Below are 21,864 nucleotides of genomic sequence, written 5' to 3' on the forward strand. Positions count from 1 at the left end.
CGACCAGGCAGACCACCGAGGTCCCCGCGTCCCGAAGCGCCGCCACCTGGGGATCGTCCGCGGCGGCGCGGCCCGCCCGCCGGGTGGCCCCGAAGGCGGTCAGCACGGCGGTCGTCAGGTTCAGTTCGCCGCGCGCCCGGGTGAAGAACTCCGCGTCCTTCGGGTTCGATCCCGGCCAGCCGCCCTCGATAAAACCGACACCGAGATCGTCCAGGTGACGGGCCACCGCGAGTTTGTCGCCGACCGAGAGCGACAACCCCTCCTGCTGGGTACCGTCCCGCAATGTCGTGTCATAGACGTGCAGGGAATCGGGATCGTATGGCCGCACGGGGCGCCCCTCCGCAAGGATCTTGGGCCGTTCCGCCCCGGCCGAGCCGAGCGGTCCGGACAACCTCCGGCACGCCGAACCGAGCAGAGTTCGGGAACCTGGGGCCGCCACGCGCCCGGCCCCAGGGGTCAGCGACCGAAGCGCGCGACGGAGACGGGTTCGCCGCCGGATGACAAGCCTACGATGTAACAGGCCCGACATGTGACGGATGTGGCGTGCGCCACAGCGGAGGATCTCAGTCCCCCGCAAACCGGCGTAGCCGGTCGACCTGCAGGATCGTGATGGTCTGACCTTCCGAGAGGATCCAGGTCCTCCGCTCGAACTCGCGCAACGCCTGGTTCACCGACTGGCGGGAACCGCCGAGCAGCGAGGCGATCTCGGTCTGCGTGAGGCCGAGTTCGATCATTGGACGCCCCGCCTCCCGCATCCGCAGCAGGAGCAACTTGGCCACGCGTCGCGGCAGATCGAGGAAGACGAAGTCGGCATTCGCTCCGGTGAGGCGTCGCACGTGCGCCACCAGTGCTCGGATGAGCTGCTCGGCGACGGCCGGCCGTTCCCGCACGAGTTCCCAGACCGCGGCGCGGTCGAGAACCAGCGCAGTACTCGGTTCGAGCGCCTCGACGCCGGCGGACCGGGTACCCCCTTCGACGATGTTGAGTTCTCCCAGGGTTTCCCGTGGCCCGACAATGTTCAAAATGTGATCACGGCCGTCATCGGCCTTCGTGAGCACCTTCAACCGCCCGGAGGCGACCACCAAAAGAGTGTCGGCGGTCTCACCTTCCGTGAAGACAGCCTGTCCACGCCGGAAACGTCGCGTGACGGCTCGCGTGGCGAGCCGCAACAGGTCCTCCTCCTGCAGTTCCTTCAGCAGCGTGGTCGCTCGGAGCAGGGCGACCGCCTCGTTGTCGTGCATGCGGTGACCGTAGCGCCGTCCGCCTGCCTCATGTTCCCCAGATATCCCGGACGACGGGATCGGATTCGGCGGCAGACCGCAAGCATCCCCGGCGTACGACACGGTAGACATCATACCGTAACATGATGGTTACTCCAGTAACGTACCACGTCACGCATGGAGAGGATTCCGGCTACGCCACCGCCCGAGGTCACGATAAGGTGCCGAAAACCGCCCCGCAGCATCGCGGCAGCCGCCTCGTCCAAGGACCACTCCGGATCCGCGAAGACGACATCGCGGGTGAGATGGTCGCCCGCGATCTCGACATCCGGATCCTGAGCCGCGGCGATCGATCGCAGAACGTCCCGTTCGGTCAGGATCCCGTAGCCCTCACTGTCCGCATCGTCGACGACCGCGGCACCCACCTTGCGCGCCGCCATCAGCCTCGCCGCCTGGCGAAGCGTGTGCCCCGGGCCGATCATGAGAACAAGGGAGCTCATAGCCTCCGAAACCCGCACGACGCCCTCCCGACGCTTGTGCATTCGTGAAAACTGCTACTCGCGACGGTAGGCCCTGCCGGCCATGTTGACCAGAGCACACGATGCTTCGGCGTGGGCATTATGTGAGCCCGGACACGCGGGGCCGGGCTCACGACCCTGGCCGGGACGCGGGGCAACGCGCGAACGCCCGCGACGCCGGCCACGGCGTTATTGCTGGACGAACTCGTTCCACTCCTGGTATCGGTCCAGTTCCCCCCGGGTCGCGCGCTGGAAGATCTCCAGCAGCTCCCGGGTGACGGGGCCCGGCTTCCCGCTCCCGACCTGCCGGTCGTCCACCTCGACGATCGGCACGATCTCGGCCGCCGTGCCGGTGAAGAACGCCTCGTCAGCCAGATAGAGGTCGGTGCGCACGATGTGCTGCTCGATCACCTCGTACCCCTGATCGGCGGCGATCCTCATGATCGAGGCGCGGGTGATGCCACCGAGCGGACCATCCGTGAGGAGCGGAGTGATGACCTTGCGTCCGGAGACGATGAAGACGTTTTCCCCGGTGCCGTCGGCGATGTGGCCATTGGGGCTGGTCAGAATCGCCTCGTCGTAACCGGCCTTGACCGCCGCGACCTTCGCCAGGGACGAGTTGAGGTACTGCCCGGACGCCTTGGCCGCCGGCGGCGTGATGTTCGGGTCGTTCCGCTTCCAGGAAGAAATCATCGCGCGGACACCGTTCTCCTCTGCCTCCTCGCCGAGGTAGGCGCCCCACGGCCACACCGCGATCATGACCTCGGCAGGAGAAGGCAACGGATTGAGCCCCATCTCACCGTAACCGAGGTAGATCAGCGGCCGGATGTAGCAGGAGGCGATGTCGTTCACCGCGATGGTCTCCTTCGTCGCCGCGACGACCTGCTCCGGCGTGAAGGACGGCTCCATCACATAAATCTTGGCACTGCGGTAGAGACGGGCGATGTGGTCCGTCAGCCGGAACACGGCGGGCCCTTGGGCCGTCTCGTAGCAGCGGACGCCTTCGAACACACCCCACCCGTAGTGCAGGGTCGGGTTGAGCACGTGGATGCGGGCGTCGTCCCAGTCGACGAACTCTCCACTCATCCAGATCTTCGAGGTTGGGGTGATAGGCACGGCGACTCCAGGCCAAAGTACGACGAAGCGAACAGGAGATGACGAATCCGCCGATCTTCGCCGTGGTGGGGCCCTGTCGGCTGCCGTCTTACCGGATCTACGGCTCCCGTAGAGAATAACCACGACGCACCTGGACCGGAAGGGCCCCCGCGGCGATCAACCATCCGGCCTCCACCGGTGGCGTGGCGGGGTGGCGCGAGGACCGGGGTGGCGAGGACTCAGCCCGCCGCCCGCGCGGCGAGGTCCTCGCCGCGTTCCCGGGTCGACAGCTGGGCCGCTCCCGCGGCGGCACGATCCGCCAGGGAGGATGCGACGGCGGCCTCGACCTTCGCCGCCTCCTCGGCGTGGCCGAGATGATCGAACAGCATCGCCACCGAGGCGACGGTGGCCGTCGGGTCGGCGAGCTGCCTGCCGGCGATATCCGGGGCGCTGCCGTGCACGGGCTCGAACATGCTCGGGTGGGCACCGGAGGGATCGAGGTTGCCACTGGCGGCCAGGCCGATCCCGCCGGTGATGGCCGCGCCGATGTCGGTGATGATGTCGCCGAACATGTTGTCCGTCACGACGACGTCGAACCGGCCCGGATCGGTCACGAAGAACATCGAGGCCGCGTCCACGTGCTGGTAGTCGACGCGCACGTCGGGGAACTCGGGCGCCACCTCGGCCACGGTGCGCGACCACAGGTCGCCGGCCTTGGTCAGCACGTTGTCCTTGTGCACGAGAGTCAGATGGCGACGCTCGCGTCGATCGGCCCGCCGGAACGCGTCGCGCACGACGCGCTCGACGCCGTACCGGGTGTTGAGGCTCTCCTCGGTCGCCACCTCGTGAGGCGTCCCCTTCCGGAGCACACCCCCCGCGCCCGCGTACGGCCCCTCCGTGCCCTCCCGCACCACGATCATGTCGATAGCCGGATCGCCGGCCAGCGGCGAGCGGACTCCCGGGTAGAGCCGCACCGGCCGGAGATTGACGTGATGATCGAATTCGAACCGCAGCCGCAGCAGCAGGCCACGCTCGAGGACACCGCTGGGCACGCCGGGATCACCGACCGCCCCGAGCAGGATCGCGTCGTGACCGCGCAGTTCCTCCAGCACCGAGTCGGGCAGCGTCTCCCCGGTCTCGTGCCAGCGCCGGGCACCCAGGTCGTATTCGGTCATGTCGACCTTGGGATGTACCGCGCGCAGCACCCGCAACCCCTCCGCCACCACCTCGGGGCCGATCCCGTCACCGCCGATCACTGCAAGCCTCATGGGCCGACTGTAGCGGCCGACCGCGGGTCCGCACGGGTCCGCTCACGACGGGCCACCGCCCCGGCAGCCATCATCGTACTCCCGAACGGCCGCGAATCACCCCCGAATAACTGCGAACGGTAGCTATACCACTACCTCAGCCTAACCTCGCCTCCGGAACGCCACCCACACTTCCACATTCGATCACCTTGAGTAATCGTAGCGCACCACCTCGCCGAATAAAGTTCACCCCCGTTGTTGCTGGATTGATTTCCATCGGCCGACTCGGACTACTCGCACGCCTCGCGTCGGCACCCGAAAATCCTGGCGAGCAATGACCGTTTTGGCGACGGATCAACGATGAACGACGCCTCCGGCACCCAGAAACCGCCGATCTTGCGCCGGGGGCACGGGAAGGACGATGAACGGCAATCCGACCGCCACCCGCTGGTCGCACAAAAGAGCGCAGGATTCACAACTCCGGACGGTACTCGCACCCGGCATCGCGGCCGGATGGTAAGAAAATCACTTACAGGACAGGTGCGACGTGCTTCGATGCGAGGGGGGTGCACGGCGCATGATTACTCGGCAGCGGATTCCCGCGGGACCTCCGTCCAGCGACCGCCCCGATGTCGGCGACGCGGCTGTTTCGCCCGGTGGCGCGGCCGAGGGCAGGACGCTGCCCGCAGCCGGTGGGGCGGGTCCCCCCGGGCGGTCGAAGAACAGCGACGGGGGTGGGACGCGTGGCGACGACCGGCCCGACCTACGCCGGGTTCTCGCCGATCCCGACGAACCCGTGCTGTTCTTCCAGCCGATCGTGGATCTGCAACGGGGGGTCATCGCGGGGTATGAGGCGCTCGCACGCTTCCACAGCCACCCGGCCCACCCGCCCGACCTCGTCTTCGCCGAGGCGGACCGGCTCGGGCTCGCGGCCCAGTTGGAGGCCCGTGTCCTCGCCGCCGCGCTGGAGGCGCGTGACCGGCTTCCCGACCGCTGCTTCCTCGCGGTCAACGTCCTGCCCCATCTGCTCACCACACCAGAAGTCACGGCAGTCTGGCAGCGCGCGGACCTGCGGCGCCTGGTCCTAGAACTCAACGAGGCGGTCGACCTCGACGCCACCACCGGCCTGACGACCACCGCGGGCGCACTGCGCAATCTCGGTGCGTTCGTGGCGATGGACGACGTCGGCTCGGGCTACGCCGGGTTGCGGCAGCTGGCGCGAATCCGCCCCGACTTCGTCAAGCTGGACCGCTCGCTCGTGGTCAACGTGGACGACGACCAAGTCAAGATCGCCCTCACCGAGCTGGTCGGCACCTTCGCCAGCCGGCTCAACGCCTGGGTCATCGCGGAGGGGGTCGAGCGGTTCGACGAGCTCGGCATGCTGGTCGCGCTGGGGGTTCCGCTCGGCCAGGGATTCCTGCTCGGGCGTCCCTCCCGGGACTGGCAGCAGCTCGACCCAACCGTGGCTCGGCGTATCCACCAATTCTCGGAACGCAGCAACCACGCCGCGAGCATCGAGAGCCTGATGGAACAGGTCACGATCAGCATAGGTGAATCCGGTCGGTGCGCCATGTCCGCGGACTGTCCGTCCTGTCCCATGAGCGCCGCCCGGAACCGGGACGGTCTCGCGGCCGGCGATGATTCGGCCGGACCGGACGGTGACCGGGCGCCTCGAGCCACCATCATCGTCTCCAACCGATGCCGACCGGTCGCCCTGCATCTGTCCGGCGGCCCGGGCGGCGGCACGGAACCGCGCCGTGTTCCCACGACGTTTTTCGCGCGGCCCGAGGAGCCGGTGACCGAGGTCGCGCGTCGAGCCATGACGCGGGCCCGGGCCAACCGATTCGATCCCGTGATAATCGTGACCGAGATGGGGCGCCCACTCGGCCTGGTACGGATGGAGCGGCTGATGCTACGGCTCGCGGAAATGTCCACATGAGGCGAAACCGTTATTGGACCGCGCAGACGCTCATGTCGCCGAGCCCAGCGACCAGGAGTCATTCCGCGTCGGTAGAGATCACCGTCCGGCGCCCGAGCATGAAACAATTCTACTGTGGTGCGATCATGCACGACTGCGAGACGCGCATCGTCGCCCCCACCGAAGACGATCTTCTCCGTTCCGTCGACACCCACGCACGAGTTGATCATGGGATGATGGATATCCCGGAGTCGATGCTGGACGAGGTCCGCCAGAATATCCACGACGTGGGACCGGCGGACCGCCACGACTAACCAGCGCTACCAGCGCCACCACCACGACCAGCCCGCGCGGGCACCAGCCGAGGCGAGGGACACCCGCCGGTTCTCCGATGGGTGCCCTCGCCCGACACGACGGGCAGGCAGGCGCGTGTCAGCCGGCCAGAGGCGTGGCCGCCGGCTGTGCCTCGTCCCCTGACGTCCGCGCGGCGGGCACCGAACGGTCCCGGGCAGCCCGGTTCACGGCACTCACCACGGCCCGCAGGGACGCCGTCACGATGTTGGCGTCGATCCCGACTCCCCAGAAGATCCGGTCGTCGACAGCCACCTCGAGGTACGCGGCCGCTCGCGCATCCGCTCCCGAGCCCAGGGCGTGCTCGTTGTAGTCCAGGATCCGCACGGTCAGATCGCGGCTGGCCAGCGCCGCGACGAACGCGTCAATGGGGCCGTTGCCGGTTCCCGTGATCACCGTGTCGGCCCCCCCCTGGAAACGGACCGAGACGGAGACCTCGTCCCGATCGCCCGACGCCGCCGTCGTCCGGGAGCCCAGCAGCTCAAGCAGGCCGGACCCCTCCGCGCCGTCCAGGAAGTACTCGCCGCGGAAAATCGTCCAGAGTTCCTCGGCCGTCACCTCGCCGCCCTCGGAGTCGGTGTGGCGCTGCACGGCACCGGAGAACTCGATCTGCAGCCGGCGCGGCAGGTCCAGGGAGTGCTCGGACTTCAGCAGGTATGCCACCCCTCCCTTGCCGGACTGACTGTTCACCCGGATCACCGCCTCGTAGGAGCGGCCGACGTCCTTCGGGTCGATCGGCAGGTAGGGCACCTCCCAGCGAATCTGGCCGGTGCGCTCCATAGCCTCGAAACCCTTCTTGATGGCGTCCTGATGGGAGCCGGAGAAGGCGGTGTAGACGAGGTCGCCCCCGTAGGGATGACGGGGATGGACGGGCAGCTGGTTGCAGTACTCCACCGCGCGTCGGATCCCGTCGATGTCCGAGAAATCGATCATCGGGTCGATCCCCTGCGAGAACAGGTTCATCCCCAGCGTGACCAGGCAGACGTTCCCGGTCCGTTCCCCGTTGCCGAAAAGGCAGCCCTCAACCCGGTCGGCGCCGGCCAGCACACCCAGCTCCGCGGCGGCGACCGCGCAGCCCCGGTCGTTGTGCGGGTGCAGGGACAGCACGACGGCATCCCGGCGGGTCAGGTTCCGCCCGACCCATTCGATCTGGTCGGCGTAGACGTTCGGGGTCGACATCTCGACCGTCGCCGGCAGGTTCAGCACGACCGGATGCTGCGGGGTCGGCGCCCACACGTCCATAACCGCCTCGCACACCTCCACCGCGTAGTCGAGTTCGGTGCCGGTGAACGACTCCGGGCTGTACTGCCAGCGCACATCGGTGCCGTCCAGCAGTTTCTCGGCGTACTGGGCACACCACCGGGCGCCCTGCACCGCGATCTCGGTCACCCCAGCCCGATCAAGACCGAACACCACCCGCCGCTGCAACGTGGACGTCGAGTTGTACAGGTGGATCAGCGCCCGGTCCGCGCCGACCAGCGACGCGGCCGTGCGCTCGATCAGATCCTCCCGCGCCTGCGTCAGGACCTGGATGACGACGTCGTCCGGGATGCGATCGGATTCGATCAGCTGCCGGATGAAGTCGAAGTCGGTCTGGCTGGCCGCCGGGAACCCGACCTCGATCTCCTTGTACCCCATCGCCACCAGCAGCTCGAACATCTGCATCTTGCGGGCGGGGGTCATCGGGTCGATCAGTGCCTGGTTACCGTCGCGCAGATCGACACTGCACCACTGCGGGGCACGAGTGATCGTCTGCTCGGGCCAGGTCCGGTCGGGAAGTGAGACGGGGACGAACGGACGATACTTCTCGACCGGCATGCCGGACAGCTGCTGCGTGGTCATTCCTGCTCCTGCTTCCTCGAAAGAGTCCCCCGCGACCGTGATCACACGGTTCGCGACGTGGGTGACTGGATGCCGGAGGATCCACGGAGAATCAGCAGAGGAGCGTCAGGCCGCACCTGGACGCTGGACCGCCGTGATGGCGAGGATCCCGACGCTGACACACGAAAACACCGCGACGGGGAAGCCAGCTCAGGTATCAGGCCCCGCCGCGGCGGCTAAGGAGAAGCAGCGCACGCATCGCGCACCAACGTTACCGGATGTTCGGCCGACCGCGAGGAAACTCAGGTGCTGCGACGGCGCCGGGGACACGGGACGGACCGCTGCGGGGCCGCAGGTCGCCGGTGCGCACGGTGCACACGGCTGCGTGTGCACCGTGCTGCCAGCTGGGTTCGGACGGGTAGATCGTGCCGACGGTACGGCGCGGAGTGCTGTCGACGGCTCCGGCGAACTCGCGCAGTGCTCCGGCACAGCGCTCGTCCGTCACCTCGGCGATCGCCGACGCGCCAGGCCAACGCTGGAAGAGCACCGCCAGGTCGACCATCCGGGTGACCTCGTCGATGTGGGGCTCCCCGCAGCTCACCCGGACGGGCACCACCGGATCGACCGAGGCGAGCGAGCCCGCCGGATAGGGGGTCCAGTTCAGGCAGTCACCCGGCCGCAGGGCCGCGAGCAGGTCCGGCCTGAGCCCAAAGCCGGCGGGGGGACCGGTCAGCGCGCCGGTGGCAGCCGGTACGGCGGTCTGCCTGGTGGCGGCCACAGAGGACCCCGACGATGTGGTCGGCGCCAGCCGTGCGGCGGTCGGACTGGTCCGGTTCGCCGTCTGCCGCAGGGCGACGACGGTGATGGTGATCATCCCGACGATGATGGCCAAGAACGTGACCATCCTCGCGATCTGGCGGGGGCGGCCCGGCGGTCTGGGCGGCGCCACCAGCCGATGGAAAAAGCCGGGCAGACCCCGGGGAGCTGGGACGACCTGACAGCGACTGGAAGCCGGCCGGCCGTGCTGCCGGCTGCGCTCGGCCGCGGACGGTTCGAGAAACCGGGCTCCGCGGACGAATCGCTCATCCAGGCGAAGCCCCTCGAACGGGTCCTGATGCCGCGACGCCATACTAGCCACGGTAAACCCGACACCACGACTACGGCGCGCGTTCCACGGAAAGATTACCTGGATCACGTCCCCACGCCACCGCCACCCGTACCCAATCGACCGCCTACCGTTGGATCGCCCGCAGGTGTCCCTGGTAAACCCCATCCAGCCCAGGTAATCCACGGCAACCCGAGGAACACCCCGGACCGCCGAAGGCCCCCACGGCTCCCCCAGGAGTCATTCGCTGCTGATGCTCACGGCCCTGGCGTAGGACGCGCCGATGATCTTCGCGATCTCGGCCAGGATGTCGGGGGCGACCGCGTCGTCGAGCGACAGCGACATCAACGCCTCGCCGCCGGCCTGCAGGCGGCTGACCTGCGCACTGGCAATGTTGATGTGCGCCTCGCCGAGCAGGGCACCGACCGCGCCGACGATCCCCGGCCGGTCCTCGTAGCGGAAGAACGCCAGATGCGCCTCGGGCCGGATGTCGACCTCGAACCCGTCGATCGCGGTGATCTTCTCGACCTGCCGCGAGCCGACAAGCGTGCCGCTCACCGACACGGGCGTGCCATCGGCGAGGACTCCTCGCACAGTCACGAGGTTGTGATAGTCGGGGCTGTCCTCGGCGGTCTCCAGGGCCACGTCGACCCCGCGCTCCTTGGCCAGCAGCGGTGCGTTGACGTAGGTGACCTGCTCCTCGGTCACATCGGTGAACACGCCCTTGAGCACCGCGAGCTGCAACACCGAGACGTCGTGCACGGCGATCTCGCCACGCACCTCGACGGTGATCGCCGCGGCCAGGCTGCCCGCGAGGCCGGAGAAGAGCTGCCCGAGCTTCTCCGCGAGCGGAAGACCCGGCCGGAGGTCCTCGGCCACGACGCCACCGGCCTGCACGTTGACCGCGTCAGGCACGAACTCGCCCTGCAGCGCCAGCCGCACCGAGCGGGCGACGGCGAGCCCGGCCTTGTCCTGCGCCTCCTGGGTGGACGCGCCGAGATGGGGGGTGACGACGACGTTGTCGAGCCCGAACAGCGGGGAGGCCGTCGTGGGCTCCTTGGCGAAGACGTCGATGCCCGCGCCGCCGACCTGACCGGAGCGGACCGCCTCGGCAAGCGCCGCCTCGTCAACAAGGCCGCCGCGCGCCGCGTTGACGATGATGACACCGGGCTTGGTCCGGGCCAGCTCGTCGGTGCCGATCAGACCGAGCGTCTCCGGCGTCTTGGGCAGATGAATCGTGATCATGTCACTCTGCCGAAGCAGCTCGTCGAGGTCGACGAGGGTCACGCCGTGCTGCGCGGCACGGGCCACCGACACGTACGGGTCGTAGGCAATGACCTTCATCCCGAAGCCGGCGAGCCGCTGCGCCACGAGCACGCCGATCCGCCCGAGGCCGACGACGCCGGCCGTCTTCTCCACGAGTTCGACACCGACGTACTTCGAGCGCTTCCACTCGCCGCCGCGCAGTGCCTCGTTGGCCGCGGGAACCCGCCGGGCGACGGCGAGCAGCAGCGCGATCGCGTGCTCGGCCGCACTGACGATGTTCGACTGCGGCGCGTTGACCACCATGACACCGCGCTGGGTGGCGGCAGCGACGTCGACGTTGTCCAGCCCGATGCCGGCCCGGGCGACGACCTTGAGCTTTCCCGCGGCGGCGAGCACCTCGGCGTCGATCTTGGTGGCCGACCGGACGATCACGGCGTCGACGTCGGCGATGGCGGGCAGCAACGCGGACCGGTCGGCACCGTCGACGTGACGAACCTCGAAGTCCCCGGACAGCACCTCCAGCCCGGCCGGTGAGAGCTCCTCGGCAACGAGTACGACAGGCACTGGACCTCTCCTAGCGACCTCGGGTCAGACCGGGAGGCGACGCGGAACGAGGCGTGATCACGTGGCCTTCGGCCTGGCGATGATGAACGTGGATACTGCGGGCACCGCACGACGCGGCGGGCCCAGCCTACCGACGCCCGCCGTGAACTCCGAACCCTTTCCGCCGACCGACGGCGACGGCGTGCCCGGCACCGGGACGGAGACGGCACGCACCTGGGGACGGCACGCACCCGGGGACGGCGGCAGCGCACCACGGCCGTCCCCGAGAGGGCACGATCCGCCCGACGACCCGCGGGATCTACCTGGCGATCCTGAACATCAGGCGATCCAGGACATCATCGGCCGGAGCTTCGCACCGACCTGCTCGATCGGGTGCTGCTTGCCCTCCGCCACGAGCTTGGTGAAGTTCGGCCGACCATTGTCGTCCTCGGCCACCCACTCACGAGCGAACGTGCCGTCGCGGATCTCGTCAAGGATCTTGCGCATCTCGGCCTTCACCGCGGGGGTGATGACGCGCGGGCCGCGCGTGACATCGCCGTACTCCGCGGTGTCCGAGATCGAGTACCGCATCTGGGAAATGCCGCCCTCGTACATCAGGTCGACGATGAGCTTGAGCTCGTGCAGGCACTCGAAGTACGCGACCTCCGGGGTGTAGCCCGCCTCGACGAGGGTCTCGAAGCCGGCCTGCACGAGCGCGCTGGCGCCGCCGCAAAGCACGGCCTGCTCGCCGAACAGGTCGGTCTCGGTCTCCTCGGTGAAGGTGGTCCTCAGCGCACCGGCCCGAGTGCCACCGATGCCCTTGGCGTAGGCCAGCGCGACGGCCAGCGCGTTGCCGCTCGCGTCGGCCTCCACCGCGACGAGGACGGGAACGCCCTTGCCCTCCTCGAAGACCCGCCGTACCAGGTGACCCGGCCCCTTTGGAGCAACCATGAACACGTCGACGCCGGCCGGCGGCTCGATGAGCCCGTAGCGGATGTTGAAGCCGTGCCCGAACGCCAGCGCCTTGCCCGCGGTGAGGTGCGGGGCGATGGACTCCGCGTAGATCGTGCGATGGGTGGTGTCCGGGGTGAGCAGCATGATGATGTCGGCCTCGGCGGACGCCTCCGCCGGGGTGAGGACCCGCAGGCCCTCCTTCTCGGCCCTGGCCCGGCTGCGGCTGTCCGCCGGCAGGCCGACCCGCACGTGGACGCCACTGTCGCGCAGGTTCAGCGCGTGCGCGTGGCCCTGGCTGCCGTAGCCGATGACGGCGACCTTACGGTCGGCCAAGACGTCCAGCGAGGCGTCGTCGTCGTAGTAGATCTCGACCATCGTAGGGAATCTCCTCGTTGAGTGGATAGGAAAAAGACGCGCGACGGTCCCGGTCAGGCCGGGCGGTCGACCGCTCGCAGGCTGCGATCGGTGATCGAACGCGATCCGCGGCCGAGTGCCACCAGGCCGGACTGGACCAGTTCCCGGATTCCGAACGGCTCCAGCATGCGGATGAGGGCGTCCAGCTTGTCGCGGGTTCCCGTCGCCTCGATGGTAACGGCGTCCTGGGCGACATCGACCACCTTGGCACGGAACAGAGCGACCGTCTCGAGGACCTGGGACCGCACCGACAGGTCGGCGCGCACCTTCACGAGCATCAGCTCACGTTGCACCGAGGCGGAGGTATCCATCTCGACGATCTTCAAAACATTGATCAGCTTGTTAAGTTGCTTGGTCACCTGTTCCAGCGGCAGGTCCTCCACGACGACGACGATCGTCATCCGGGAGATGTCGGGCTGCTCGGTCGGCCCGACCGCGAGTGACTCGATGTTGAACCCGCGCCGGGAGAACAGGCCCGAGACCCGGGCCAGCACCCCGGGCTTGTTCTCCACCAGCACGGACAGGGTGTGGCGGGTCATCAGAGGTTCACCTCGGCGTCGCCGGAGTAGTCGAAGTCCGGCGCCGTGTCGCGCGCGATGCGGATGTCGTCGTTGCTGGCGCCGGCGGCGACCATCGGCCACACCATGGCGTCGGGATGCACGACGAAGTCCACCACGACCGGGGCGTCGTCGATCGCCATCGCCTTCTCGATCGTCGCGTCGACATCCGCCGCCGTCTCGCAACGCAGCCCGACGCAGCCCAACGCCTCGGCCAGCCGGACGAAGTCGGGCACCCGCACCCTCCTGGACGCGGCTGCGCCCCGCCCAGACGCCCCTGCGCCGCCGGTCCGCGGGGAGTCCGGGTGCGTCCCGAGCTCCGTGTTGGAGTACCGCTTGTCGTAGAACAGGGTCTGCCACTGGCGGACCATGCCGAGCGACCCGTTGTTGATGACGGCAACCTTGATGGGGATCCCCTCCAGCGCGCAGGTCGCAAGCTCCTGGTTGGTCATCTGGAAGCAGCCGTCACCGTCGACGGCCCACACCGTGGCGTCGGGACGGCCGACCTTGGCGCCCATCGCGGCCGGCACGGCGTAGCCCATCGTGCCAGCGCCGCCGGAGTTCAGCCAGGTGTAGGGGTTCTCGTAGGAGATGAACTGCGCGGCCCACATCTGGTGCTGCCCGACGCCGGCGGCGAAGATGGTCTCCGGTCCCGCGATCTTCCCGAGCCGCTCGATGACGTACTGCGGGGCCAGCGAGCCGTCGGCCGGCTGGTCGTAGCCCAGCGGGTAGGTCCGGCGCCAGCCGTCCAGCGCCCGCCACCAGGCGGCGAGGTCCGGCCGCTCCTCCAGGACGAGCGCGGCGACGAGATCGTTGATCACGTCACGGCAGTCACCGACGATCGGCACGTCCGCGGTCCGGTTCTTGCCGATCTCGGCCGGGTCGATGTCGGCGTGAATGACCGCGGCACCGGGCGCGAAGGAGGACAGCCTGCCGGTCACCCGGTCGTCGAAACGGGCCCCGAGAGTGATCAGCAGGTCCGCCTTCTGCAGCGCGGTCACCGCGGCGACCGACCCGTGCATACCGGGCATGCCCAGGTGCTGGGGATGGGAGTCGGGGAAGGCGCCGCGGGCCATGAGAGTGGTGACCACCGGGATGCCGGTGAGCTCCGCCAGCGTCCGCAGCTCCGCGGCAGCGCGGGCTCTGAGCACTCCCCCGCCGACATAGAGCACCGGGCGCCGGGCAGCGCTGATCATCTTCGCCGCCTCACGCACCTGCTTGCCGTGCGGGCGGGTGACCGGACGATAACCGGGCAGGTCGAGGGCCGGCGGCCAGACATCGTGCGGCAGCACGGAGGTGACCGACTGCAGGATGTCCTTGGGCAGGTCGACGAGCACCGGTCCGGGCCGGCCCGTCGCCGCCAGGTGGAACGCCTCCGCAATGATCCGCGGGATGTCGTCGGCGGACTGGACCAGAAAGTTGTGCTTGGTGATCGGCAGAGTGATGCCGCAGATGTCCGCCTCCTGGAAGGCGTCGGTCCCGATCGAGGCGCTGGGGACCTGCCCGGTGACGGCCACGATCGGCACCGAGTCCATGTAGGCGTCGGCGATCGGGGTCACCAGGTTGGTCGCCCCCGGCCCCGACGTCGCCATGCACACCCCGACCCGCCCGGTGGCCTGCGCGTACCCCTCGGCCGCATGACCCGCGCCCTGCTCGTGCCGGACGAGGACATGCCGCACCCGGGTGGAGTCGAACAGTGGATCATAGGCGGGCAGGATCGCACCGCCGGGGATGCCGAAGACCACATCGGCTCCGACCGCTTCAAGGGAGTGGACGAGCGACTGGGCTCCGGTGATCTTTCGTGTCATCTGGTCGTCTTCCTTGACAGGCCGGGGATGTGCGTGACGCGTGGCAATCTCGGCTGGCATTGCGGGACCGGCGGGACCGGGCCCGCCGGGCACGGCTCTGCCAGCTGAGCACGACCACGCAGGCTTGGCACGAGGCAGTACTCACTGCACGAAAAAGCCCCTCGTGCCGAGAGGCACTGAGGGGCGGCGCACAGGTCGACGTAGTCGACTATGCGCGCTCTGAGCGTACGAGAATCCCGAGAAGCACAGCTCTACCTTGCCGGAGTTCCCGCCCCACGTCAAGCATCGCCGGGCACGGGGCCAGCCGGGCACCGGGGCCAGCCAGGTCATTGCCCGCCGGAGCCGGGCGCACCGATCTCGCCACCGTCCAACGCGGTGAGGAACCTGGCCGCGACCGGCGCGGCCGTCTCCGCGCCGAAGCCGCCGTCCTCGACGATCACCGCGAAGGCCACGTCGCCCCGGTAGCCGACGAACCACGCATGGGTCGGCGGCGGGTTGCCGTCCTTGTACTCGGCGGTGCCGGTCTTCCCGAAGGCCTCGCCGGGCATCGGGACCTTCGCGGCGGTGCCCTCGGTGACGACCGCCCGCATGAAGTCCCGCAGCGGGGGCAGCACCACGGGCGGGATGGGGTTGCTGCGCGCCGACTGGCCGACGACGAACGGCTGGTGCCAGGTACCGCTCGCGACCGCCGCGGTGACGCTCGCCATCTGCAGCGGGGAGACCTCGATGCGGGCCTGGCCGATCGACGCCGACGCCGACTCGACCGCGTCGCGCGGGGTCGGGAAGATCCCCCCGACGCTGGCGATATCCAGCGGTGGGCGGCCGTCGAAGCCGTAGAGCTGGGCGGCCTTCTCCAGCGCGCCGTCCGGGAGTGACTCCTCCAGCCGGATGAACGCAGTGTTGCAGCTCCTGGCGAACGCGGTCCGCAGCGGGATGGGGCCGAACTGCTCGGCCTCGGCGTTCTGGAAGGTCCGCCCGCCGACGCTGACCGTCTGGGTGCAGTCCAGGGACGTGTCCGGCGCCTTGCCGTTCATCAGCGCGGCGGTGGCCGTCACGATCTTGAAGATGGAACCCGGTGGGTACTTGCCCCGGACAGCCCGGCTCGACCCGCTGGGCGGATGGTTGGCCAGGGCCAGGATGGCGCCGGTGCGGGTGTCGATCGCGACCATCGCCCCGGTCGGGCGGGCCGCGGTGGCCAGGGCCGCCTCGGCGGCCTGCTGGACCTGCAAGTCGATCGTGGTGCGGATCGCCTCGCCGTCGGTCATCGGATAGGTGTGCAGCGTCTGCACGGTCGCGTTCTTCGCGTCCCGCACGACGACCGCGCCGCCCTGCGCCCGCAGCCGGCCGTCGTACACCCGCTGCAACCCGGACAGCGGCGCCGTTCGACCGACGAGGTTGCCCGCCAGGTCGGAGGAGTCCCGTAGCGGCTGGCCCGCCACGTCGAGCAGGTCCCCCCGCTTACCCGTGGAGGCGGTCCGGTCCAGGTGCAACCCTGGGCGCAGGGCCGGATGCACCGAGACCGGATCAGCCTTCACCCGCCACCCGCCGCCGGTCGAGACGAGATGCAGCGCCCCGGTGTACTCCAGCGGCGTCGGCAGACCGGAGAGCGTGAGCCTGGCCAGGTACGGCACGGTCGCCGTCTCGCCGCCGCGGCTGATCGCGCCCGGGGTGAACGTAGCCGCTGTGACGAGCAGGCGGTCACGCACCTCGGCCATCGTGCCCACCAGGCGCGCGACGTCGATGCTCCCGGGCGTGGAGACGGCGGTGACAGCCGCGGAGCCGGGGGTCGCCGTCCCACCGGAAGTCGTCAGCGCCCGCCAGCCCGCCAGGTAGGAGTCGGCCGCAGCCTGGACCTTCCGGTCGGCGGCGCGGTCGGCGGCGCGGTTGTTCAGGACGTAGCCGACGCCGCCGGCGACGGCCAGCAGGACGACGACGACCGCGACGATGATCGCCGTCCGGCGGCCCCGGCCCCGGCGGCGGGAGGTTGACGCAGTGAACCCGGAAGGTGTAAGGGGCACGGCGGCACGCTCTCCCCTCGATCGTGACACCCCGATGGGAGACCCACCCTATGGAGGCCTCCGGCTCTTCGCATCCGACGCGCCGTACGACGTCGGCAACCCGACACGCGGGTCCGACACGGCGGGAGAACGTGGTCCTCCCGAGCTCGGATCACGGACGGGCAACCCACGGCACGGGGGCAGCGGCGACCGGTCGGACGTTTCTCGAACAAACGGCGCTAAAACCTGCGAACCATCTGAAATACGACAAATCGGGGATCGGGCGGGCGAGGGCCGGGAAAGCGAGGGCAGGGGAAGGCGAGGGCCGGGAAGCGGTGTCAGGAGATGCCGAGGCGCTCCAGCAGCAGTCGCCGCACGGTCGCCGCGTCCGCCTGGCCCTTCATCGCCTTCATCACCGCGCCCACCAGCGGGCCGACGGCGTTCACCTTGCCGCCACGGACCTTCTCGGCGATGTCGGGGGCGCCGAGGAGCGCCGCGTCGACGGCCGCAGTGAGCGCGCCGTCGTCCGCGACGATCGCCAGCCCACGGCCGGCGATCACCTCGTCGGGCGCGCCCTCACCGGCGAGCACCCCGTCGATGACCTTGCGGGCCAGCGCGTCGGTGAGCTCACCCGCGGCCACCAGCGCGGTGATCCGGGCGACATCGGCCGGGGTGATCTTAAGATCGCGCGGCTGGAGACCGGCGTCCGAGGCACGCCTGGCCAGCTCGTTGAGCCACCACTTACGGGCGGTCGCCGGGGCCGCGCCGGCGGCGACGGTCTCCTCGACCAGGTCGAGGACCGCGGCATTGCGCAGGTCCTGCAGATCCCGCGCGGTGTAGCCGTGCTCGGCGATCAGCCGGGCCCGGCGCGCCGCGGGCAGCTCCGGCAGGCCAGCCCGCAGCCGCTCGACGTATTCCGCGGGCAGGGCCAACGGGGTGAGGTCCGGCTCCGGGAAGTACCGGTAGTCGGTGGCCTCCTCCTTGGACCGGCCCGACGAGGTGCGGCCCGACGCCTCGTCGAAGTGGCGGGTCTCCTGGATGATGCGCTGGCCGTCGTCGAGCAACGCGGCCTGCCGGGTGATCTCGTAGCGCACCGCGCGTTCCACCGACCGCAGCGAATTGAGGTTCTTCGTCTCGGTGCGGGTACCGAAGGGAGCGTCCGGGCCGCCGGGCGCCGGGCGCGGGCGCAGCGAGACGTTGGCGTCGCAGCGCAGCGATCCCTGCTCCATCCGGACGTCGGAGACGCCGAGTGCCCGGATCAGTTCCCGCAACTCGTCCACGTAGGCCCGGGCCACCTCGGGGGAACGCACGTCCGGTTCGGTCACGATCTCCACGAGCGGGATGCCGGCCCGGTTATAGTCGATCAGCGAGTGGGTGGCGCCGTGGATGCGGCCGGTGGCGCCGCCGACGTGCAGCGACCTGCCGGTGTCCTCCTCCATGTGCACCCGGGTGATGCCCACCCGGTGCACCTCGCCCTCGACCTCCACGTCGAGCCAGCCGTTCGTGCACAGCGGCTCGTCGTACTGGCTGATCTGGAAGTTCTTCGGCATGTCGGGATAGAAGTAGTTCTTGCGCGCGAACCGGCACCACGACGCGGTCTCACAGTGCAACGCGAGTCCGATCATGACCGCGAAACGCACCGCCGCCTCGTTCACCACCGGCAGGGAACCCGGCAGCCCGAGGCACACCGGGCAGACCTGGGTGTTGGGCTCGGCACCGAAGGCCGTCGCGCAGCCGCAGAACATTTTGGAAGCGGTGCCGAGTTCGACGTGCGTCTCCAAGCCGATCACCGGCTCGTAGCGGGCCAGAACGTCGGAGTAGGACGGCAGCGCGCCGGCGGGAGCCACTGTGCTCACCGGATGAACTCCTCATGGGTCGCTGGGTGGGCGGGTGTCGCGGACGTGCACGTAGGTGAGGAACACCGCGGCCGGTAGGCCGAGCACTCCCCAGAGGAGCAGGACCGGGTTGAGCGTGGCGATACCGAGGCCCAGCACCAGCACGGTGAGCAGCCACACCACGCCCACCAGGAACCGGTCCTGCCGGCCGCTGCGCAGACTCACCATCGCCGTTTCCCGCCCTTCCCTCGCGGCCGGCGGCCCGTCACCGCGGCCGCCACCCCCGGAACATGGATGACCCGCGAGACCGCCGGACGCCCGCTCACAGCGCCGGGACCTCGTCGAGCAGCGGATGGCCGCGTTCGGCGTCCAACGCCTCCTCCAGCGCCCCGCCGACCCGGTAGAGCCGGTCGTCGGCGAACGGCGGCGCCATGATCTGGATACCCACCGGCAGCCCGTCCACGAGCCCGGACGGCAGGCTCATCGCCGGGCCGCCCGCGAGGTTGGACGGGATCGTGCACAGGTCCGACAGGTACATGGCCACCGGATCATCGACCTTCGCGCCCAGTGGGAAGGCCGGCGTCGGGGTGGTGGGCGAGATCAGGACGTCGACCTGCTCGAACGCGGCGGTGAAGTCGCGGCTGATCAGCGTACGGACCTTCTGCGCCTGGCCATAGTAGGCGTCGTAGTACCCCGAGGACAGGGCGTAGGTGCCCAGGATGATCCGCCGCTTCACCTCCGGGCCGAAACCGGCCTCGCGGGTGCGGCTCATGACCTCCTCGGCCCCGGCCCGGCCGTCGTCGCCGATCCGCAGCCCGAAGCGCATCGCGTCGAAGCGAGCCAGGTTCGACGAGCACTCGCTGGGCGCGATCAGGTAATAGGCGGGCAGCGCGTAGCTGAAGTGCGGGCAGCTCACCTCGATGACCTGGGCGCCCAGGCCCGTCAGCGCCTCGACCGCGGCAGCGAAGGCGGCCTCGACCCCCGGGTCGTACCCGTCGCCGGCGAACTCGCGGACCACGCCGACCCGCATACCGCGGATGTCGCGCTGCCGTGCCGCCGCCACGACCGCGGGAACCGGCGCGTCGACGCTCGTGGAGTCCAGAGGATCGTGGCCGGCAATCGCGGCGTGCAGCAACGCCGCGTCGGTCACCGTGCGGGCCAGCGGGCCGGCCTGGTCCAGCGAGCTGGAGAAGGCGACCAGCCCGTAGCGGCTGACCCCGCCGTAGGTGGGCTTGACCCCGACCAGACCGCAGACGGCGGCCGGCTGACGGATGGAACCGCCCGTGTCGGTGCCGAGGGCGAGCGGCGCCTCGAAGGCGGCGACGGCCGCGGCGCTGCCGCCGCTGCTGCCGCCGGGGATGCGGGTGACATCCCAGGGGTTGCGGGTCGGCCCGAACGCCGAGTTCTCGGTTGACGAGCCCATGGCGAACTCGTCCATGTTGGCCTTACCCAGCAGGACGACGTCCGCGGCCCGCAGCCGGCTCACCACCGTGGCGTCGTACGGGGGGTGCCAGCCCTCAAGGATGCGGCTGCCGCAGGTGGTGGGCATCCCTCGGGTGGTGAAGACGTCCTTGAGCGCCAACGGCACCCCGGCGAGCGGCCCGAGGCGCTCCCCGGCCGCGCGCCGGTCGTCGACCGACCGGGCCGCGGCGAGCGCGCCGTCGGCGTCCACGTGCAGGAAGGCGTGGACGGTCTCGTCGACCTTGGCGATGCGGTCCAACGCCGCCCGGGTCGCCTCGACGGCGCTCAGCCTGCCGGCGGCGATCGCGGCCGCCGTCGCGGCGGCGGACAGGCGCACGACGTTGGTCGTGCCGGGAGGTGTCGGGTTCTCCGTCATGTTCTCCGTCATGCGGGCGGCGACCTCATTCGTCCGGATCGAGGATGCGGGGCACCCGGAACCGCCCGTCCTCGGTGGCGGGGGCACCGGCCAGGGCCTCGGTGACGGGCAGCGACGGGCAGATGGTGTCCGGCCGGAAGACGTTGGTCAACGGCACGGCGTGGCTGGTCGGCGGGATGTCCGCGGCGGCGATCTCGGAGACTCGGGCGACCGCGGACAGGATCGCCTCGAGCTGCGGTGCCAGCGCGTCGAGCTCGTCGCCGGTCACCGACACCCGCGCCAAGCGGGCGAGGTGAGCCACCTCGTCCCGAGTGATCGCCATGGCGTGTGGCCCCTTCGTAGGCGGTGGGCACGGGGCCCGTGACTGGTCCTGGGCGCCGCGACGGATGCGGGAACCGGAACCGGGAGAGGCCAGATGCACCCCTGGGGCGCCCCGGGCGGACGATCGGGACCGGACGCATCGCCGCGTCGACGTGATGTCATCGTACGGGCCGCGGCGGGACCCCCGCGGGCGCCGCCCCCCGCCGCTCCCCTGGCCTAGGCCGCCCTTCGGGATTTCCGTCACCTCGCCTTCGGCGAGGTTCCTGGGGGAGGCGCCGGCCGGCGGGGGCGTTATCTTCACGTGACCGGTCGGCCATCCCGCCGACATGCCCTTTGCGCATGCTCAGCTACATGTCGTACCTGCTTCACCTCATGCTGCCGGACCGCCCGGGAACGCTCGGCGCAGTGGCCACGGCCCTGGGCAGGGCGAGCATCGACATCGTCAGCATCACCGTCGTCGAGCGCACCGCCGACAGAGCCGTGGACGATCTGCTCGTGCTCCTGCCACCGGGCGGCCTCGCCGATCGCGTCCTCACCGCCGCCCAGTCGGTTCCGGGCGTGATCGTCGAGTCGCTTCGGCCGTTTCTCGCCGACGGGGGCGGTGTCGGCAACGACCTCGACCTGGTGGACGCCCTGACCGATCGGCCGCACGACGCCGCGACGACCCTGACGGACCTCGCGCCCGGCGTCTTCCACGCCGACTGGGCGATGCTGCTGGAGCACGTCGGGCCGGATGACGTCCGGGTCCGGGAGACCTCGGTGGGCGCTCCGGCCCTCGGTGAGGACGATCTCGGTGTCCCTGAACGGGTCCGGTTACCCCTGCCCTGGCTGCCGCTGGAACGGGCGCGGCGGATCGGGGCCGAGGATGGCGCCTTCCCGCCTCGCTGGCGGGCGGTCAGCATGGAACTCGCCGCGGCCCCGGTCGGCGACGACCGGCTGGTGATCCTGGTCGGGCGGCCCGGCGGCCCCCGGTTCCGCTCCTCCGAGATCGACCGGCTGGCCCATCTGGCGGGCATCGCCGCGAGCCTGACCAGGACGGGCCGTTTCTGAGTGGGGG

At 69.9% G+C, this 21,864-nt stretch carries 18 protein-coding genes and 2 pseudogenes; 3 read left to right on the plus strand and 17 right to left on the minus strand.

Translation table 11 applies throughout. The features are described from left to right. The 5 genes and pseudogenes from AC08OT_RS06050 to AC08OT_RS06070 all read right to left on the minus strand — a co-directional run. Positions 1 to 328, minus strand: a pseudogene (locus tag AC08OT_RS06050) (citramalate synthase); the annotation flags it as partial. Between the two features lie 235 nt (positions 329 to 563). Further along, positions 564 to 1,241, minus strand: coding sequence for a Crp/Fnr family transcriptional regulator (locus AC08OT_RS06055; RefSeq protein ID WP_476593730.1), 678 nt, complete (start codon positions 1,239 to 1,241; stop codon positions 564 to 566). A 110-nt stretch (positions 1,242 to 1,351) separates the two neighbouring features. After that, positions 1,352 to 1,738, minus strand: a complete 387-nt coding sequence (locus AC08OT_RS06060) for a CBS domain-containing protein (RefSeq protein ID WP_476593729.1) — start codon at positions 1,736 to 1,738, stop codon at positions 1,352 to 1,354. A gap of 189 nt (positions 1,739 to 1,927) precedes the next feature. Then, positions 1,928 to 2,854: a branched-chain-amino-acid transaminase gene (gene ilvE, locus AC08OT_RS06065; RefSeq protein WP_476593728.1), complete on the minus strand. Its 927-nt coding sequence runs from the start codon at positions 2,852 to 2,854 to the stop codon at positions 1,928 to 1,930. Positions 2,855 to 3,072: 218 nt separating this feature from the next. Continuing rightward, positions 3,073 to 4,101 carry a 3-isopropylmalate dehydrogenase gene (locus AC08OT_RS06070; protein WP_476593727.1) on the minus strand — a complete coding sequence of 343 codons (1,029 nt, stop codon included), beginning with the start codon at positions 4,099 to 4,101 and terminating at the stop codon, positions 3,073 to 3,075. A gap of 556 nt (positions 4,102 to 4,657) precedes the next feature. Here AC08OT_RS06070 and AC08OT_RS06075 point away from each other — a divergent pair. Together AC08OT_RS06075 and AC08OT_RS06080 are read left to right on the plus strand one after the other, a co-directional pair. Next, the gene (locus AC08OT_RS06075) at positions 4,658 to 6,019 is read left to right on the plus strand and encodes an EAL domain-containing protein (RefSeq protein ID WP_476602614.1); all 1,362 of its coding nucleotides are present in this window, start codon (positions 4,658 to 4,660) and stop codon (positions 6,017 to 6,019) included. A gap of 98 nt (positions 6,020 to 6,117) precedes the next feature. Further along, positions 6,118 to 6,312 (plus strand): DUF1059 domain-containing protein, encoded by a 195-nt coding sequence (locus tag AC08OT_RS06080; protein ID WP_476593447.1) that lies wholly within the window; start codon positions 6,118 to 6,120, stop codon positions 6,310 to 6,312. Positions 6,313 to 6,430: 118 nt separating this feature from the next. On the opposite strand, the gene leuA is transcribed toward AC08OT_RS06080, so the two are convergent. The 12 genes and pseudogenes from leuA to gatC form a co-directional block, all read right to left on the minus strand. Beyond that, positions 6,431 to 8,191: a 2-isopropylmalate synthase gene (gene leuA, locus AC08OT_RS06085; protein ID WP_476593448.1), complete on the minus strand. Its 1,761-nt coding sequence runs from the start codon at positions 8,189 to 8,191 to the stop codon at positions 6,431 to 6,433. Positions 8,192 to 8,441: 250 nt separating this feature from the next. Continuing rightward, entirely contained in the window at positions 8,442 to 9,074 is a 633-nt protein-coding gene (locus AC08OT_RS06090; RefSeq protein WP_476593453.1) for a septum formation family protein, read from the minus strand. 138 nt (positions 9,075 to 9,212) lie between these two features. Beyond that, a pseudogene (locus tag AC08OT_RS06095) lies at positions 9,213 to 9,443 on the minus strand (SCO2583/SCO2584 N-terminal domain-containing protein); the annotation flags it as partial. A gap of 72 nt (positions 9,444 to 9,515) precedes the next feature. After that, positions 9,516 to 11,105, minus strand: coding sequence for a phosphoglycerate dehydrogenase (serA, locus tag AC08OT_RS06100; protein ID WP_476593449.1), 1,590 nt, complete (start codon positions 11,103 to 11,105; stop codon positions 9,516 to 9,518). A gap of 318 nt (positions 11,106 to 11,423) precedes the next feature. Next, positions 11,424 to 12,413, minus strand: coding sequence for a ketol-acid reductoisomerase (gene ilvC, locus AC08OT_RS06105; RefSeq protein ID WP_476602615.1), 990 nt, complete (start codon positions 12,411 to 12,413; stop codon positions 11,424 to 11,426). Between the two features lie 53 nt (positions 12,414 to 12,466). Further along, positions 12,467 to 12,991 (minus strand): acetolactate synthase small subunit, encoded by a 525-nt coding sequence (gene ilvN, locus AC08OT_RS06110; protein ID WP_462187989.1) that lies wholly within the window; start codon positions 12,989 to 12,991, stop codon positions 12,467 to 12,469. Then, a complete protein-coding gene (locus AC08OT_RS06115; RefSeq protein WP_476593451.1) occupies positions 12,991 to 14,877 on the minus strand; it encodes an acetolactate synthase large subunit in 1,887 nt (628 codons plus the stop codon). The genes ilvN and AC08OT_RS06115 overlap by 1 nt, the downstream gene beginning before the upstream one ends. Positions 14,878 to 15,143: 266 nt before the next feature. Beyond that, positions 15,144 to 16,835 carry a penicillin-binding transpeptidase domain-containing protein gene (locus AC08OT_RS06120; protein ID WP_476593452.1) on the minus strand — a complete coding sequence of 564 codons (1,692 nt, stop codon included), beginning with the start codon at positions 16,833 to 16,835 and terminating at the stop codon, positions 15,144 to 15,146. Between the two features lie 317 nt (positions 16,836 to 17,152). Next, positions 17,153 to 18,670: an Asp-tRNA(Asn)/Glu-tRNA(Gln) amidotransferase subunit GatB gene (gatB, locus tag AC08OT_RS06125; RefSeq protein WP_476593120.1), complete on the minus strand. Its 1,518-nt coding sequence runs from the start codon at positions 18,668 to 18,670 to the stop codon at positions 17,153 to 17,155. 12 nt (positions 18,671 to 18,682) lie between these two features. After that, positions 18,683 to 18,877: a hypothetical protein gene (locus AC08OT_RS06130; protein ID WP_462188743.1), complete on the minus strand. Its 195-nt coding sequence runs from the start codon at positions 18,875 to 18,877 to the stop codon at positions 18,683 to 18,685. 94 nt (positions 18,878 to 18,971) lie between these two features. After that, complete coding sequence (gene gatA / locus AC08OT_RS06135; protein ID WP_476593121.1) at positions 18,972 to 20,498, minus strand: Asp-tRNA(Asn)/Glu-tRNA(Gln) amidotransferase subunit GatA; 1,527 nt, start codon at positions 20,496 to 20,498, stop codon at positions 18,972 to 18,974. Between the two features lie 13 nt (positions 20,499 to 20,511). Beyond that, complete coding sequence (gene gatC / locus AC08OT_RS06140; RefSeq protein ID WP_476593122.1) at positions 20,512 to 20,808, minus strand: Asp-tRNA(Asn)/Glu-tRNA(Gln) amidotransferase subunit GatC; 297 nt, start codon at positions 20,806 to 20,808, stop codon at positions 20,512 to 20,514. 338 nt (positions 20,809 to 21,146) lie between these two features. Between gatC and AC08OT_RS06145 the strand changes: the two genes are divergently transcribed. Next, a complete protein-coding gene (locus tag AC08OT_RS06145) occupies positions 21,147 to 21,857 on the plus strand; it encodes an ACT domain-containing protein (protein ID WP_476593123.1) in 711 nt (236 codons plus the stop codon). Positions 21,858 to 21,864 lie beyond the last annotated feature (7 nt).

It is taken from the genome of Frankia sp. CgJB1, assembly GCF_977947065.1.

What these genes read in the sequence shown, in the direction of transcription:
- AC08OT_RS06130 (WP_462188743.1), bottom strand. Translation starts at nt 18,877, where the DNA reads ATGGTGAGTCTGCGCAGCGGCCGGCAGGACCGGTTCCTGGTGGGCGTG.
- leuA (WP_476593448.1), bottom strand. Translation starts at nt 8,191, where the DNA reads ATGACCACGCAGCAGCTGTCCGGCATGCCGGTCGAGAAGTATCGTCCG.
- ilvN (WP_462187989.1), bottom strand. Translation starts at nt 12,991, where the DNA reads ATGACCCGCCACACCCTGTCCGTGCTGGTGGAGAACAAGCCCGGGGTG.
- AC08OT_RS06070 (WP_476593727.1), bottom strand. Translation starts at nt 4,101, where the DNA reads ATGAGGCTTGCAGTGATCGGCGGTGACGGGATCGGCCCCGAGGTGGTG.
- AC08OT_RS06075 (WP_476602614.1), top strand. Translation starts at nt 4,658, where the DNA reads ATGATTACTCGGCAGCGGATTCCCGCGGGACCTCCGTCCAGCGACCGC.
- AC08OT_RS06115 (WP_476593451.1), bottom strand. Translation starts at nt 14,877, where the DNA reads ATGCCAGCCGAGATTGCCACGCGTCACGCACATCCCCGGCCTGTCAAG.
- AC08OT_RS06145 (WP_476593123.1), top strand. Translation starts at nt 21,147, where the DNA reads ATGCTCAGCTACATGTCGTACCTGCTTCACCTCATGCTGCCGGACCGC.
- gatA (WP_476593121.1), bottom strand. Translation starts at nt 20,498, where the DNA reads ATGACGGAGAACATGACGGAGAACCCGACACCTCCCGGCACGACCAAC.
- AC08OT_RS06090 (WP_476593453.1), bottom strand. Translation starts at nt 9,074, where the DNA reads ATGGTCACGTTCTTGGCCATCATCGTCGGGATGATCACCATCACCGTC.
- ilvC (WP_476602615.1), bottom strand. Translation starts at nt 12,413, where the DNA reads ATGGTCGAGATCTACTACGACGACGACGCCTCGCTGGACGTCTTGGCC.
- gatC (WP_476593122.1), bottom strand. Translation starts at nt 20,808, where the DNA reads ATGGCGATCACTCGGGACGAGGTGGCTCACCTCGCCCGCTTGGCGCGG.
- AC08OT_RS06055 (WP_476593730.1), bottom strand. Translation starts at nt 1,241, where the DNA reads ATGCACGACAACGAGGCGGTCGCCCTGCTCCGAGCGACCACGCTGCTG.
- AC08OT_RS06080 (WP_476593447.1), top strand. Translation starts at nt 6,118, where the DNA reads ATGAAACAATTCTACTGTGGTGCGATCATGCACGACTGCGAGACGCGC.